At 72.3% G+C, this 15,369-nt stretch carries 14 protein-coding genes; 12 read left to right on the top strand and 2 right to left on the bottom strand.

Annotated features, from left to right (window positions below):
• The first annotated feature begins 120 nt into the window (after positions 1-120).
• Together ACH4OW_RS16475 and ACH4OW_RS16470 are read left to right on the top strand one after the other, a co-directional pair.
• Positions 121-1,164: a ParB N-terminal domain-containing protein gene (locus tag ACH4OW_RS16475; RefSeq protein ID WP_398028323.1), complete on the top strand. Its 1,044-nt coding sequence runs from the start codon at positions 121-123 to the stop codon at positions 1,162-1,164.
• A 107-nt stretch (positions 1,165-1,271) separates the two neighbouring features.
• Complete coding sequence (locus ACH4OW_RS16470; protein WP_398028321.1) at positions 1,272-1,919, top strand: HAD family hydrolase; 648 nt, start codon at positions 1,272-1,274, stop codon at positions 1,917-1,919.
• Positions 1,920-1,966: 47 nt separating this feature from the next.
• Here the strand turns inward: ACH4OW_RS16470 and ACH4OW_RS16465 are convergent, their stop codons facing one another.
• A complete protein-coding gene (locus ACH4OW_RS16465) occupies positions 1,967-3,241 on the bottom strand; it encodes a DegT/DnrJ/EryC1/StrS family aminotransferase (protein WP_360136480.1) in 1,275 nt (424 codons plus the stop codon).
• Positions 3,242-3,515: 274 nt separating this feature from the next.
• Here ACH4OW_RS16465 and ACH4OW_RS16460 point away from each other — a divergent pair, with 274 nt between their 5' ends.
• Positions 3,516-5,078 (top strand): GMC family oxidoreductase, encoded by a 1,563-nt coding sequence (locus ACH4OW_RS16460; RefSeq protein ID WP_398028319.1) that lies wholly within the window; start codon positions 3,516-3,518, stop codon positions 5,076-5,078.
• 70 nt (positions 5,079-5,148) lie between these two features.
• A complete protein-coding gene (locus tag ACH4OW_RS16455) occupies positions 5,149-6,384 on the top strand; it encodes a DegT/DnrJ/EryC1/StrS family aminotransferase (protein ID WP_398028317.1) in 1,236 nt (411 codons plus the stop codon).
• Between the two features lie 46 nt (positions 6,385-6,430).
• On the opposite strand, the gene ACH4OW_RS16450 is transcribed toward ACH4OW_RS16455, so the two are convergent.
• Positions 6,431-7,198: an inositol monophosphatase family protein gene (locus ACH4OW_RS16450; RefSeq protein WP_360136477.1), complete on the bottom strand. Its 768-nt coding sequence runs from the start codon at positions 7,196-7,198 to the stop codon at positions 6,431-6,433.
• 116 nt (positions 7,199-7,314) lie between these two features.
• Here ACH4OW_RS16450 and ACH4OW_RS16445 point away from each other — a divergent pair, with 116 nt between their 5' ends.
• From ACH4OW_RS16445 to ACH4OW_RS16410, 8 genes are all read left to right on the top strand, one after another.
• Positions 7,315-8,247, top strand: coding sequence for a phosphotransferase (locus ACH4OW_RS16445; protein WP_398028315.1), 933 nt, complete (start codon positions 7,315-7,317; stop codon positions 8,245-8,247).
• 112 nt (positions 8,248-8,359) lie between these two features.
• Positions 8,360-9,283: an aminoglycoside phosphotransferase family protein gene (locus ACH4OW_RS16440; RefSeq protein ID WP_398028313.1), complete on the top strand. Its 924-nt coding sequence runs from the start codon at positions 8,360-8,362 to the stop codon at positions 9,281-9,283.
• Positions 9,284-9,781: 498 nt separating this feature from the next.
• Positions 9,782-10,828 (top strand): inosamine-phosphate amidinotransferase 1, encoded by a 1,047-nt coding sequence (locus tag ACH4OW_RS16435; protein ID WP_360140163.1) that lies wholly within the window; start codon positions 9,782-9,784, stop codon positions 10,826-10,828.
• Between the two features lie 79 nt (positions 10,829-10,907).
• Entirely contained in the window at positions 10,908-11,753 is an 846-nt protein-coding gene (locus tag ACH4OW_RS16430; protein ID WP_360140160.1) for a glycosyltransferase, read from the top strand.
• A 9-nt stretch (positions 11,754-11,762) separates the two neighbouring features.
• Entirely contained in the window at positions 11,763-12,362 is a 600-nt protein-coding gene (locus tag ACH4OW_RS16425; protein WP_360140157.1) for a streptomycin biosynthesis protein StrG, read from the top strand.
• A gap of 97 nt (positions 12,363-12,459) precedes the next feature.
• Positions 12,460-13,617 carry a dTDP-dihydrostreptose--streptidine-6-phosphate dihydrostreptosyltransferase gene (locus ACH4OW_RS16420; protein ID WP_360140154.1) on the top strand — a complete coding sequence of 386 codons (1,158 nt, stop codon included), beginning with the start codon at positions 12,460-12,462 and terminating at the stop codon, positions 13,615-13,617.
• A gap of 13 nt (positions 13,618-13,630) precedes the next feature.
• Positions 13,631-14,662 (top strand): NAD-dependent epimerase/dehydratase family protein, encoded by a 1,032-nt coding sequence (locus ACH4OW_RS16415; RefSeq protein ID WP_398028311.1) that lies wholly within the window; start codon positions 13,631-13,633, stop codon positions 14,660-14,662.
• Positions 14,663-14,751: 89 nt separating this feature from the next.
• A complete protein-coding gene (locus ACH4OW_RS16410; RefSeq protein WP_360140148.1) occupies positions 14,752-15,363 on the top strand; it encodes a dTDP-4-dehydrorhamnose 3,5-epimerase in 612 nt (203 codons plus the stop codon).
• Positions 15,364-15,369 lie beyond the last annotated feature (6 nt).

The following is a 15,369-nucleotide window of genomic DNA, read 5'->3' as shown; positions in this document are numbered from 1 at the left end:
AATTTCCGTGCGCTTACTGGTCACCACAGTGACCGGTGAGGCGTCGGCCGCCGGGGAGCACCCTTCCTGGCGTGCCGGTACGGATGGGCAGTTGGCGAAACATCCACGGGAGACTGTTCAGTGATCGATGAACCCACAGCCGATGACGCCTGGTCCGGAACCCCGGCCGGACTGCTCGCCCAACTCGTCGGTGACGGCCTCTCGTTACCCGGCCGTACGGAGAAGGTGCCGGTCGCTTCCCTGCTGCCGGCCGACTCGCCCCGTACGGACGGCGAGCGCGACGCCCACGCGACCCTGCTCGCCGAGTGCGGCGCGCCCCTGCCGCCCATCGTCGTCCAGCGCTCCACGATGCGGGTCGTCGACGGCATGCACCGGCTTCGCGCGGCCACGCTGCGCGGCGAGACCGAGATCGAGGTGTGCTTCTTCGACGGGGACGAGAAGGACGCCTTCGTCCTGGCGGTCCAGGCGAACGTCGCGCACGGCCTGCCGCTCTCCCTCGCGGAACGCAAGCGGGCAGCGGCCCGGATCATCCGGTCGCACCCCCAGTGGTCCGACCGGGCCATCGGTACGGTGACCGGCCTGAACGCCAAGACCGTCGGCGTACTGCGGCAGCCCGCCGGAGACCTGCCGCCGCTGCGGGTCCGGGTCGGCCGGGACGGCAGGGCGCGGCCCGTCGACGGGGCGGAAGGCCGCAGGCGCGCGAGCGAGCTGATCGCCGAGAATCCGCAGACCCCGCTGCGCGAGATCGCCAAGGCGGCGGGCATCTCCCTGGGCACGGTCTCCGACGTCCGCAAACGGTTGCTCAACGGCGAGGACCCGCTTCCGCCCAGGCAGCGTTCGGCCGACGGGCAGCAGCGGCACCGCGAAGCCGCGGACCCGGCCGGCCACCGCGCTGACGCGGAAGCCTCGCACGCGGCGGGCCGGGAGCGGATCGCCATGCTGCACAAGCTGCGCAAGGACCCGTCCCTGCGCTTCACCGACGCGGGACGTGCGCTGCTGCGCTGGCTGGACGTCCAGGCGACGGAGAACCAGGAATGGGAGCGGGTGCTGGCCGGGGTGCCGTCGCACTGCCGCGAAACCGTCGCGGAGCTGGCCCGCACCTGTGCCCGTATGTGGCAGGAATTCGCCGTACAGCTCGAACAGCGGGAGCCGGCCAGCGTTTGAGTGATTCCGTGTCACCGGCGCGTCGTGGTGCCCGGGAATTCCACTGTTTCCCGCCAACCGGGGTCTGCGGTATGAAAGACCCCATTGTTTCGGCACGAGGGAGCAGCATGACGATTCGGGCGCTTTTCGTGGACGCGGGCGGTGTGCTCTACAACAACATCAACGAGGAGACGGAATTCCTCGTTCAGGTAGCCGATCGCTACGGCCTGGACCGGGAAGAACTGGAACGCAGCGTGTACGACGTCGCCCCTCTCTATGAAGGCGGCGTCAAACACGTGCATCAGGTGTTCCAGCGCCTGGTCAATCCCGGGCGCTGGACACGAAAGGGGAAGCGTCTGGACACCCGGTGGCTGGACGGGGCCTACCTCGCCAGCGTCCGCGCGTACCGCGAGAATTTCCGGGCGCTCCAGGAGGTGCGCCGCGACGATCCCCGGTTGACGGTGGTACTGACCAACAACGAGGCCGAACACTGGGACCGCCTGAAGGACGAGGCGTTCCGGCACTTCCGGATGTTCGACACGCTGTGCTCGTCCTGGCACATCCGCCAGGTGAAGCCGTCGCGAGCGTACTTCGCCGAGGCCATGCGCAGGATCGGGGTGCCCGCCGCCGAGACCCTGCTGATCGACGACCGGGCGGCCGTGCTGCGGGTGGGCGCCGCCCTCGGGATGCGTACGCTGCACGTCGACGCGCCGGAGGTGTTCGCCGGCCGGATCCACGCCGCCGTCCGCGGGGAAGCGGTCCCGAGCGCGCTGTGACGGCCGGACGCCGGACCGCCGGGCCGCGACGGCCCGGCGGTCACCGCTCACTCGGCGAGTTCGCGGATATGGGCGAGGACCTTCTCGAAGGCGAGGGCGATGTCCTCGATGGCGTCCAGCGGCGCCAGCAGGACCTCGTGGCCGAAGCTCACCACGCTCGCGTGGATGCGCCGGGCCACCGGCAGGTCGAACTGCGACGGCTCCACCCGGGCCATGTACTCCGCGTCGGTGGCGAACCTCCGCCGCGAACTCGGCCGGTTCAGCGGGTTGTCGTTCAGCGGCCGGTGCGTCTGCGTCACCGGGAAGCCCAGCTCCGCGGTGAGCGCCTGGGCGATGCGGTGCACGGGGGCGACGGCCAGGATCTCGTCCGGCAGCTGCACCGCGTAGCGGTAGTAGGCGCGGTCGGTCGTCCCCGTGGCCGTCCCCTGCACCGTCAGCCCTATCGCGCCGAGGCGCGCGCTGAGGTGGTCGGCGGACCTGCTGCGCCGTAAGGTCTGCTCGTCGAGCAGGTCGAGCTGGTCCAGCAGCACCGCCGCGTGGAACTCGGACAGGCACGCGTTGCTGCCCATCAGCTGCCCGGTCTCCAGCAGCTCCATCTCGCCGACGCCGACCGGCTCGCGCCGCAGCACCCGGCCGTCCGCGCGCAGGTGTTCCGCGCGGACCGCGACCTCGGGGTCGTCGGTGACCACCGCGCCGCCCTCGCCGGAGGTCAGCAGCTTGCTGCCCTGCATGCTGAAGACCCCGGCGGTGCCGAAGGCGCCGACCGGCCAGTTGTTGTAGCGGGCGCCGTGCGCGTGCGCGCAGTCCTCGATCAGCGGCAGGTTGTGCCGCCGCGCGATCTCCAGGAGGGCGTCCAGGTCGGCGATGGCCGAGTAGGCGTGCACCAGGGTGATGGCCCGGGTCCGGTCGGTGATGGCCGCCTCGACGGCCGCCGGATCGAGGCAGTACGTCCGGGGGTCGACGTCGACCAGGACCGGCACCGCGTTGATGCCGAGCACCGCCGACGCCGACGCCACCCAGCTCAGTCCGGGGACCACGACCTCGTCGAAGGCGCCGACCCCGCACGCCTCCAGGGCGATGGCCAGGCTCGCCGTCCCGGTCGACGTCGGTATGCACAGGGCGGAGCCGCAGTACTCGGCGAATGCCGTGGCGAATTGCTGCTCGTACGAGGTACGGCCCTGATAGGCGCAGCTGATCGTCCAACGGCCGCTTTCCAGTACGTCTTCGAGGCTTTTCAGCGCGCGGTCTCCCGGCTGCGGCCAGCGTGGCCATTCCCGGTCGGCCAGTCGGGGACCGCCGACGAGCGCCAAAGAATTTCCCATAGTTGCCCCAGCCTTCCGAGGAGGTGACGGATCGGCATACGCGACCGGGCCGGGGAACGGCCGGCGGCCGCGGCGGCCCACACGTGAATTCGTGGAAATCTACGCACGCCGGTGCGGCGTACGCCACTGTCGGCGGGCCGGGCGGCACCGGTTTCCGTTCGAGTGAGGAACCTCCACAGTCGAACGGGTCGGTACGCTGCTGCGCACCATTCGGTCGGTACGGCCGGCCGTGCCCCGGGGCACGGCCGGAAACGAGGAGCGGACAGGGGAGTCGATGATGTCCGGCAATGCCGAAACGGGAATCACCGGTGCCGACACACGGGGCGCCGGGCCATTCGCCGGGCGGGTTCCCGAGCGGGCCGGGATCGTGGTGGTGGGCGGCGGGCTGGCGGGGCTGGAACTCGCCGGGGAACTGGCCGGGCACGGCGTCGGGGACGTCCTGGTGCTGGAGGCCGGCCCCGGTGACGACCTCGCCCACATCCACCTGGAGCAGGACCAGGACGCGGCGACGGAACTGGTGTTCGCGCCGGATCGCGACCCGTGTTTCCGCCGGACGTGGGTGTCGGACGCGGCGCCGCACTACACCGGCATCTCCGGGCTGCGCCGCCGGCTGGGCGGGCGGTCCCTGTACTGGCACGGGGTGATCCTGCCGCTGGAGGACTGGGCCTTGCGCGACTGGCCGTCCGACGTGGCCGGCGCGCTGACCGCCGGCTGGTGCGGCGGCCCGTCCCTCTACAAGCGGGTCACCGCCGACCTGATGAGCTGGAGCGCCGGTACGGACGGCACTCCGCCCGCACCGGACGAGCGGACCGTGGAGTGCGGCGGCCTGGCGTTCCGCCCACTGCCACGCGCCTGCCGGTACGTGCCCGACGAGGCTTCCGGCGGCGTCCGCTGGGAGGCGTACACCGCGTTGGACCACTGGCGCACCGGCGCGGGCCGCCCGGCGCCGCCGGCCGGGGTCCGCATCCGCTGCCGTACCGAGGTGCTGGCCGTGCAGGTGCGCGGCGCCACGGCACGAGGCGTCCTGGTACGCGACGAGGACACCGGCGGGGTGTCGGCGATCGCCGCCGACACCGTCGTCCTGTGCGCCGGTACGGTGGAGAGCACCCGGCTCGCCATCCAGGCCCTGACCGAGGCGGGCGCCCTGCGCGAACCCCGGCTGGGCAACCTCGCCGACCACATCGTGCAGGGCTTCACGGCCCGCCTGGACGGCGCGCTCGGCCCCCTCGCCGCGCGCGGTCTCGAACCCGGCTCGTACTACGTGCCGACGAGCGCCGCCACCCGCTCGTACCTGCGGATGGACCTTCACCGCACCGCGTCCGAGGGCGTGCTCCTCGACGTCCGGGTGACCGGCGAGCAACTGCCCAACCCCGACAGCGTGGTGGAGTGCCGGCCCACGGGACCGGCACCCTGGCAGGCGCGGGTACGCACCGCCCTGCACGCGCAGGACCGCGAGATGATCGGCGTGCAGCGCGCCGGGCTGAGCGCGTTCTGGCGGGACCTCTCGCGGGAACTGGGCCTGCCGCCGGTCCCGCTGGAATTCGAGGACTTCGGAGACCCGGCCAGGGACAACACCCTCGTCCTGCCCGGACGCACCCGGACCCTGTCCCACGGCATGCCGGACACCTGGACGAGCCTGCTCGGCACGGAGGACCACGAGGGCGGCAGCCTGCCGCTGGGCACGGTCCTGACGAGCCGTCATGAGTGCGTGGGGCTCGCCGGGCTCTACGCGGCGGGGCCGGTGGTCTTCCCCCGGCTGGGCGCCGCGAACCCGTCGCTCACCACCCTGGCCCTGTCCCGCCGGCTCGCCGCGATCCTCGCCGGGGCCCATGGCTGAACCGGCCCGGCGCCGGCCGCGCACACCCGCACCAGACGACATCAGCGTACGCAGGGACCAGGGAGGAACCGTGCCGGGACCGGGATACGGAAGCATCGGCGACGAGGAGCGCGCGAACGTGCTCGCGGTGCTCGACCGCTGGCAGGCCACACGGGAGGCGTTCGACGACCCCGGCGAGGGGGTCATGGTCCGCCGCTTCGAGCGGGCCGCCGCTGACCGCTTCGGGGCGGCACACTGCCTCGCCGTCAACAGCGGTACGTCCGCGCTGATCGCCGCGCTGGTCGGCCTCGGGATCGGGCCGGGCGACGAGGTGATCGTGCCCGGGTACATGTTCGTCGCCTCGATCGCGTCGGTGCTCCACTGCGGTGCCGACGCCGTCCTCGCCGAGGTCGACGCGTCGCTGACCCTCGATCCGGCGGACGTACGGGCCAAGATCACCCCCCGTACCAAGGCGATCATGCCGGTGCACATGCTGGGCGCGCCCGCCGACCTGACCGCCCTGCGCGCGCTCGCCGACGAGCACGGACTGCTGTTGATCGAGGACTGCGCGCAGAGCGCGGGCGGCAGCTACCGGGGACGCCCGCTGGGCACGATCGGCAGCGCCGGGACGTTCTCCCTCAACCACTACAAGGTCATCACGGCCCTCGCGGGCGGATTCGTGCTGACCGACGACCCCCGCGTCTTCCAGCGCGCCTACTCCTTCCACGACCAGGGCTGGTTCCCCTACCGCCAGGACCACGGCGAGGGCGACCCGCTGCTCGGCATGAACCTCGGGCTCGGCGAGCTGCACGCCGCCGTGGCGCTGGCCCAGCTCGGCAAGCTGGACCGGATCCTAGGCCGGGTCAGGCAGGTCAAGCGGCAGCTGGTGGCGCACATCGGCGAACTCCCCGGCGTACGGCAGCGGACGCTGCACGACCGGGAGGGGGAGTGCGGGACGGTCGCCGTGTACGTCTTCGACGACGCCGCGCACGCGCAGGACGTCGCCAACCGCCTCGGGGTCAAGACGCTCATCGACTCGCCGACGCACTACTACGGCAGCCTGCCCACACTCGCCGCGTTCGGGCGGGGACAGTGGTCGGCCGTACCGTTCCGCGCGCCCGGGACCCGCCGGGCGCTGCACCACTGCGAACCGGGCGCACTGCCGCGCACCGACGACATCCTCGGCCGGACCGTGGCGCTGGCCACCGGCGTGTCCGACAGCTACCTGGGAGCGGGCTTCGGGGTGCACGCCGGGTCGGGCGCGGAGGAGATCGAACGGGCCGCGGAGGGATTCCGCGAGGCGGTGGCGGGCGTGCCCGCCGTCTGACGACGCGCGCCGGGCGGTCCGCGCGAAGGGCCGCCCGGCGCGCAGCTCAGCGGGCCACGCCCCGTACCAGCTCCGTCAGTTCGCGTGCGATCCCGTGGGACGCGTACACCAGCCACGGCCGGTCGAGCCGGTGACTGCCGTGCAGGTCGTCGACGTGGCCGCCCGCCTCCCGTACGAGCAGCGCGGCCGGCGCCCGGTCCCACACGTGCCCGCCCTCGTCGATCACCGCGTCCACCCGGCCTTCCAGGAGGTCGCCGATCAGGCACACGTCCGACTCGACCCAGCGCACGTGCTCCTGGAGGGCGTCGGCGGGGGAGCCGGGGAAGAGGAAGCCGCCCACCCGGGCCTGCCGGAGCGCGGCGGCACGGGACAGGCGCAGCCGGCGCTCCGTCGACAGGGGCTGCCCGGTGGTGGCGGCGAAGGCCCCGTGGCCGTGCCGGGCCCACCAACGGGCGCCCTCCGTGGGGCGGCTGAGGACGGCGAGCCGCAGCTCCCCGTCGATTTCGAGGGCCACGTGCGTGCCCCAGGCCCGCTCGCCGCGCAGGAACGGGATCGTGCCGTCGATGGGATCGAGGATCCAGCGCCGCCTGGCGTCCGCGATGGCTCCGCTCTCCTCCGTCAGCACCGCGTCCGCCGGCCGTTCGGCGGCCAGCACGGCGAGCAGGGCCCGCTCCACCGCGAGGTCCGCCTCGCTGACCGGGCTGCCGTCCGCCTTCGTGCGGGTCGGTGGGCGCCGGCCGAAGAATTCCAGGGAGATTCGGTCCGCCACGTCCACGAGATGGTGTGCGAGAACCACATCGCTGTCCGTTTCCATCGGCACACCATATCTTTCGCGCGAGGCCGGGCCTCGGCATACATCCGGGCACCGCAAGGCAGTTGAACACCGAGGCGGAGAACTCCCCCTTATCGCGAGCGGTGTTAGCCTTTGGCATGCTCTTGGAGAACGAGCTTGTAGACCACCGGAAACTGCTCCGGCTCGTCGCAGAGGAATTCCACGGTGCTGCGCCCGGGCACGGAAAAACGGACACTCTGGAGTTTGTCCCGCTCGGCGAGGACAGTTGGTCCTACCGGTGCGGATCGCTGTGGATCAGCGTGCGCCGCGACCTCGACGGCCATTTCCCCGGCGCCTACGAGGCCGCCCTGCTGCTGCGCGCCGACGGCAAGGACTTCGTCCTCGCCCCGCTCGCCGGGCGGAGCGGCAGGGTGGTGTACGAGGTCGGCGGGCTGCCGGTGGTGGTCTTCCCGTACGTCGAACGGGCCGCCGCGCCGTCGGCGAACACCCCGGACGACAGCCACCTCGCGACGCTGGTGCGCCAGTTGAAGGAGATCCACCGCTTCTCCGCTCCCGCGGAACTCCAGGCCGACGTGCCCGTCGAGGACTTCCAGTTCCCCTTCGAAGCCGACCTGGACAAGGCGCTCCAGGCCGCTCTGGACGGAGACACCTTTGGCGGCCCGTACAGCGCACGGCTCACCGCGCTGGTCACCCGGCGGTGGGACCACCTCACCGCACTGCGCCGCGATGCCGCGCGCACGGCCGAGCGGTGCGCCGACCTGTGGCGGGGGGAGCGGCCCGCGCTGACCCACGGCGACCCCAGCCCGGCCAACGTCCTCTTCGGCGAGGACGTGCTGATCCTGGACTGGGGCGGCCTGATGTGGGCACCGCCCGAGCGTGACTGGTCCGCCATCAGCAGGGTCTTCGGCACGGCGCCGCGCGGGCGCGCCGAACTGCTGCGCTTCTACGAGGTGCGCTGGACCCTCGCCGAGATCGCCGAGTACGCCGCGCGGTTCGCCGGGCGGCACACGGGCGACGCCGACGACGAGGCCATGTGGGGGCGGCTGATGCGCTACCTCCCGGCCCCGTGAGAGGCCGGACCGGCCACCGGCGGCGGCCGAAAAACCACCACGCGTGATCAAGGCGCGGAAGATTCCGGTACGTTGGCGGCGCGCATCCCGACTCCGGTGAAGGAAAACCCCCATGAGCACGTCGGAAAACATCGCCGTCCCGGACGCACTCGCCGCGTCGTACGAGAGAGGCGGCGACCCGGCCGGAAAGGCATGGATCGCCTCCCTGCCCGCGCTGGCCGCGCAGTTCCTGGAGCGCTGGGAGCTGAAGCGGGACGGCGAGGCCGGCTTCGGGGAAGCGTCCCTGGTGCTGCCGGTGCTGCGCAGGGACGGCACGCGCGCCGCGCTCCGGTTCCAGATGCCCAAGGAGGAGACCACCGCGGCGCTGATCGGACTGCGCACCTGGAACGGCGACGGCGTCGTACGGCTGCTCGACAGCGACCGGACCAGCGGCACCATGCTCCTGGAGCGGCTGGACGGCTCGCGCACGCTCGCGTCGCTGGAGGACGACGACACCGCGATGACCGTCCTGGCCGGGCTGCTGCGGCGGCTGGTGTCCGTCCCCGCGCCGGAAGGGCTGCGCGGCCTCGGTGACATCGCCGCCGAGATGCTGGAGCAGGTGCCGCAGGCCGCGGCGGCGCTGGCCGACCCCGAAGACCAACGGCACCTGCGGTCCTGGGCGTCCGCGGTCGCCGAGCTGGCCGGCGAGCCCGGTGACCGGCTGCTGCACTGGGACCTGCACTACGGCAACGTGCTGGCCGGGGAGCGCGAGCCGTGGCTCGCCATCGACCCGGAGCCGCTGGCCGGGGACCCCGGCTTCGACCTGTGGCCCGCCCTGGACAGCGGGTGGGACGACGTGGTCGCGACCGGCCACCCCCACCGGGTCGTCCGGCGCCGGTTCGACCTGCTGACCGACGCCCTCGGCCTGGACCGCGACCGTGCGGCCGGCTGGACCCTGGGGCGGCTGCTCCAGAACTCGCTGTGGGACATCGAGGACGGGAAGACCGCACTCGACCCCTCCCAGACCGCCATCGCGGAGGCGCTGCGGAAGCGGTGACGCACTGACCGCGAGATCCGGTTTCCGGAATTCGGATGACAGTCGGGGGGGGGGGGGGGGGGGGGGGGGGGGGGGGGGGGGCCGGGGGGGGGGGGGGGGGGGGCGCCCGCCGGTGTTTTCGGCGCGCGTTCGCGGAAAGCGACGGGTGCCGGGGACCCGGCCCTTCCGTATTTTCCCGCCGATATGCGTGGCGACTGCGAAGCGGGCCTTTGCCGTGCGCGTTGAAAAACCCCCGGTGGTTGGCGAGAATATTCCGGAACGCATCACGGGAGCACAGCAGAAATCGGTGACGGCACCGGGCTCGGTGCGTTTTCGTATGGTTCCCTGCCGCGTCGGTGGACCGAATCCGCGGACCGGCCCGTCTTTCCGGCCGACGCCGGCACCCGCCCTCGCGGGCCGGCCCCGCCGCGGGCCCGGACGTTCCGCCCGCAGCCCGGCCGGGCGCCCGGCCGCGGCGCCGGCCCACCGCATCCACGACCACAGCCACCGAGGAGTGCCATGAGTCTGGTCAGCGTGCACAACGAATGGGACCCGCTGGAAGAGATCATCGTCGGTACGGCCGTCGGCGCCCGGGTGCCCGTGGCCGACCGCAGCGTGTTCGCCGTCGAGTACGCGGGGGAGTACGACCGCCAGGAGCAGATCCCCTCCGGCCCGTACCCGGACCGGGTGCTCAAGGAGACCGAGGAAGAACTGCACGTCCTGTGCGAGGAGCTCACCAAGCTCGGCGTCACCGTCCGGCGTCCCCAGGCGCGCGACAACGCCGCCCGGATCAGCACCCCTGACTGGCAGACCGACGGGTTCCACGACTACTGCCCGCGCGACGGCCTGCTCTCCGTCGGCCAGACGATCATCGAGACGCCGATGGCGCTGCGCGCCCGGTTCCTGGAGTCGCTGGCCTACAAGGACATCCTGCTGGAGTACTTCGACAGCGGCAGCCGGTGGATCTCCGCCCCCAAGCCGCGGCTCGCCGACGGCATGTACGACCCGTCGGCGCCCGCGGGGGAGCGGCTGACCGAACTGGAGCCGGTGTTCGACGCCGCCAACGTGCTGCGCTTCGGCACCGACCTGCTGTACCTGGTCTCCGACAGCGGCAACGCACTCGGCGCCAAGTGGCTCCAGTCGGCCGTCGGCGACACGTACACCGTGCACCCCTGCCGCAAGCTGTACGCCTCCACCCACGTCGACTCCACGATCGTGCCGCTGCGCCCCGGCCTCGTCCTCGTCAACCCGGAGCGCGTCAACGACGGGAACATGCCGGACTTCCTGCGCTCCTGGCAGACCATCACCTGCCCGGAGCTGGTGGACATCGGCTTCAGCGGGGACAAGCCGCACTGCTCGGTGTGGATCGGCATGAACCTGCTGGTCGTACGGCCCGACCTGGCCGTCGTCGACCGCCGCCAGACCGCGCTGATCAAGCTGCTGGAGAAGCACGGCATGAACGTCCTGCCGCTCCAGCTCAGCCACTCCCGCACGCTCGGCGGCGGCTTCCACTGCGCCACCCTCGACGTCCGGCGCTCGGGCTCCCTGGAGACCTACCGCTTCTGAAGCGCCCACGCGGCCCGCACCCGGATCCCGCCCGCCGCGGGCCGCTCCCACCCCCGACTGTGACAGGAGAACGTCCAACGTGATGGGTTACGGGGTCTGCGTCGGCCCGACCGATCTTTTCGACCGCATCAGCCGCCCGGGCATCGAGCGCGTCCGGACACCGGGCAGCCCGCTGTTCACCATGCGCCACCAGAGCTCCCTGTTCGCGGCCTACAACGCCATCTTCGACCAGGCCGCGGCCAACTCCGAGGTCACCAGCCTGGTGATGCTCCACGACGACGTGGAGCTGCGCAAGAACCCCGCCGACGTGGCGGAGCGGGTCTTCGAGGACGAGTCCGTCGGCATGCTCGGCTCGCTCGGCGGCTCCGACACCGTCTCACTGGCCTGGTGGAACGAGAAGGAGACCAGGCGAGGGCGGGTGGCCGACTACGACAAGGTGCACGACCACGGCGGCGGCCGGCACGAGGTGCACGCCGTGGACGACGTGATCCTGTGCGTGAACCGCTGGGTCATCGAGAACGTGCGCTTCCCGCCGGGCCGCTACCTCGGCTTCGAGGGGCTCGGCGTCATCCTCGCCACCCTGGTGCGCGCCGCCGGCAAGCGCGTCGTGGTCGAGGACCTCCAGGACGTCATGCACCACAACGCCGGCCGCGGCTTCAACGGCCTCAAGGACTGGCGGCACAACGAACTGCGCTGGCAGCGGCAGTTCTTCGACCTCAGCCCGCTGGAGCGGCTGGGCAACCACCTCGAAGACCTCGCCGTGCCGGCCATCCCGGCCCGGATCGCCGCGCGGCGGCTGGCGCTGCGCCTGGCGGGCCGCGGCCACGAGGTGAGCGACGGGGAGTCCGGCGACCCGGCGATCGACGCCGTCGTGGACGGCTGGTACCGGCGGTGCAAGCGGCTGCGCGGCCGGATGACGGTGTGAGGAGAGACCATGGCGACATACACGCGGCTGCACTACGACGTGACCGAGATCCCGCTGGCGGACCTCGTCCGCGAGGTGATGGGGGTGGACGACCTGGAGGGCCTGGCGGCCAGCGACCGGCCGGCCACCCGGGAGACCGACCAGAGCACGCCGTACCACCGGCGGTACTACGACGGGTTCGACGCCATCTCGCCCGCCTACCGCAAGCTGGCCCAGCAACTGCTGGGCCAGGAGGCCGACCAGCTCTACATCCAGCGGCTGCCGACCTGCCGGGTGCACCTGCGCAACTCCCTGGCCGTCGGCGAGTGGCACCGTGACCGCGATTTCGGACACGACCCCGCCGAGGTCAACTACTGGGTGCCGCTGACCAAGGCGTACGGGAACAACACGGTGTGGATCGACCACGAACCGGTGACCGCCGAGTACGGCGACGTCATCGTCTTCGACGGCGCGAACTCCTGGCACGGCAACGTCGTCAACGACACCGAGATCAGCCGGGTGAGCATGGACTTCCGCACCCTGCCCCGCGCCAGTTACCGCCCCAACGACAAGAAGTCGGTCTCCTTCGGCATGCCGTTCCTGCTCGGAGACTACTGGGACGTGCTCTGACCCGCCCGCGCCGCGGCGCCGACGGGCCGGAGCACGTCCCGCCGCGGCGCCGCGGTCCCCGCCCCCCTTCGCAACCCGACTCCTCATGGTGGCCAGCGTGACAACCTCGCATGTGACGACGACGACCTCCCCCGAGGACGCGAGAGCCGACGAGGCCCTGGTGTCCCTGGACGAACGGTTCCAGCGGTTCCTGTCCGGCCTCCCGGCCGACCGCCCGGTGTGGTTCTGCTTCTTCTCCTCCGGGCTGCTGCACGTCATCCAGCACTTCCTGCGCTTCGTACCGCCCGACCTCAACTGCGCCTTCGTCTCCAGCGGGCTGACCCCCGCCGAGACCGCCGTACGGGACACCATGAGCCGCGGCATGCCCGCCTTCGACCTGGACGAGAGCGTCGGCAGCCACGAGATCTTCGAGTTCCTGCTGCGCAACCTCGACCGGCCGTTCGGCATCGTCGACAGCGACTGCTTCGTCATGGACGCCGACTGGTTCACCCGGTGCACGGACGGACTCCAGCCGGGCGTCGCCGTCAGCGGCCCCCTCAGCTACGGCCCGATACCGCTGGCGGCACCGCCGTTCCTGGCCATCGACCCGACGGCACGCCCCGAGATCGAGCGCGCCATCGGCGGCCCCGTCTCGCCCGCGGCCTACTCCTTCGTCCCGCCGGGCCCCGAGAAGGAGATCGACGGCGCGATGGTGCGCCTGATCGAGCCGCACCACGAAGCGGCCCTGGCCAAGGTGCTGGCGATGGAGGACCACCACCTGCCCTTCCCGCAGGGCGGCCTGCTGGACGTGCTCGACGACGGCCGCGAGGTCCGCAGCCACGAGCGCTACCACCACGTGCAGAACGGACACAGCGTCACCCGCGTCGTCTTCGACGGGCTGATGTTCTACCAGCTCATGGCGCTGGCCGCGGGCTGGCGCATCGGGCACTTCCACAGCTTCCCCGGCACCAAGGTCTTCGCGCCGCAGCTGGTCCACGCGGGCGGGATCTCGTACTGGCACCGGCTGCGCCCCAGCGAGATCGCCGCCGGCATCCAGGAGCTGCCGTGGTCCGCGCACATCGACGCGCTGCTCCTGGACGGGTTCAACGCGCGCTCCGACGCCCCGGAGACCTACCGGGCCCGCAGCCGGCGCCTCGCCGCCAACCTGCGGCAGTCCGGCACGGACCTCGACGGGCTGCGCACGGACCTGCGCGCCCAGCTGTCCTCGGTCGGCGTCGACGTGCGGGACCCGCGGTGGCACGCGGTGCTCGGCTGAGGCGGGCGGACGGATGCGCGTACTGCTGACCGGCCACCAAGGCTACCTGGGCACCGTCATGGCGCCCCTCCTGACCGCCGCGGGGCACGAGGTCACCGGGCTGGACAGCGGCCTGTTCGCCTCCTGCGTCCTGGGCCCGCAGGACACCCCCGACGTCCCCGGGCTCGCCATGGACCTGCGGGACGTCACCGCGGCCACGCTGCGCGGCTTCGACGCCGTGGTGCACCTGGCCGCGCTGTCCAACGACCCGCTCGGCTCCCTGGCCCCCGAGATCACCTACGACATCAACCACCACGCCGCCGTCCGGCTCGCCCGGTGCGCCAAGGACGCCGGGGTGCGCCGGTTCGCCTACGCCTCGACCTGCTCGGTGTACGGAGCGCAGGCCGCGGACGAACTGGTCGGCGAGGACGCGCCGCTCAAGCCCGTCACGCCGTACGCCGTCTCGAAGGTCCGGGTGGAGGACGACCTCGCGGAGCTGGCCGACGGCGACTTCGCCCCGTTCTTCCTGCGCAACGCGACCGCCTTCGGCTTCTCGCCCCGGCTGCGCGCGGACATCGTGCTGAACAACCTCGTCGGCAGCGCGGTGCTGACGCGGGAGGTCACCGTGCTGTCCGACGGCACGCCCTGGCGGCCCCTGGTGCACGCCGAGGACATCGCGCACGCGGTGGTGGCCGGGCTCGCCGCGCCGGCCGACGTGGTGCGGGCCCGCGCCTTCAACGTCGGCACCGAGGGCAACAACCGGACCGTGGCCGAGATCGCCGAGGCCGCCGCGGCGGCGGTGCCCGGCTCGGTGGTGCGCATCACCGGCGAGACCGGCAGCGACCCGCGCTCCTACCGGGTCGACTTCACCCGGGCGCGCACCGAACTCGGGTTCCGGGCCCGCTGGAGCATTCCGGACGGCGCGGCCCAGCTGGCGAAGGAGTACGTCGGACGCGGCCTGACCCAGGCCGCCTTCGACAACGACTTCACCCGCCTCGCGACCCTCCGGCGCCGGCAGCAGGACGGCTCGCTGGACCGGTCGATGCGGGTGCTCTCCCCGCGCTGACCCCGCCGCGCACCACCTGTCCGGCGGGGCGCGCCGTGCCCCGCCGGACCCGTCGTTCCCGTCACCGTCTCGTCAGGAGGAGTCGCGTCGTGCGCCCACTCGGTATGGAAGGTGCTTGGTCCGTGCGTTCGGACGCGTTCGGCGACGAGCGCGGGGAGTTCCAGGAGATGTTCCGGGGCCGGTCCTTCAGTGACACCCTCGGCTACGAACTGTCCGTCGCGCAGGTCAACCGCTCGGTCTCCCGGCGCGGGGTGCTGCGGGGCGTGCACTTCGCGGAAGTGCCGCCGGGGCAGGCGAAGTACGTCACCTGCCTGAGCGGCGCCGTGCTCGACGTCGTCGTGGACATCCGGGTCGGCTCGCCCACCTACCGCAAGTGGGAGGCGGTGCGCCTGGACGACCGGCGGCTGAGTGTGTACGTGGAGGCCGGCCTCGGCCACGCGTTCATGGCCCTTACCGACGACGCCACCGTCGTCTACCTCACGTCCGAAGGCTACGCCCCGCACCGCGAGCACGCCCTCAACCCCCTCGACCCCGCCCTGGGCATCGACTGGCCCGCCGGCATCGAGCCCGTACTGTCCGCGAAGGACGCGGCGGCGCCCGATCTGGCCGAGCTGGAGCGCAGCGGCCTGCTGCCGGACTTCGAGGCGTGCACCGAGTTCCACGAGGGCCTGCGCAAGGAGTTCGCGTCCGTGCGCTCCTGAACGGCA

The organism is Streptomyces sp. NPDC017056 (assembly GCF_044332485.1).
Taxonomy (GTDB): Bacteria; Actinomycetota; Actinomycetes; order Streptomycetales; family Streptomycetaceae; genus Streptomyces.
This window is presented reverse-complemented; position numbering and strand designations above follow the sequence as displayed.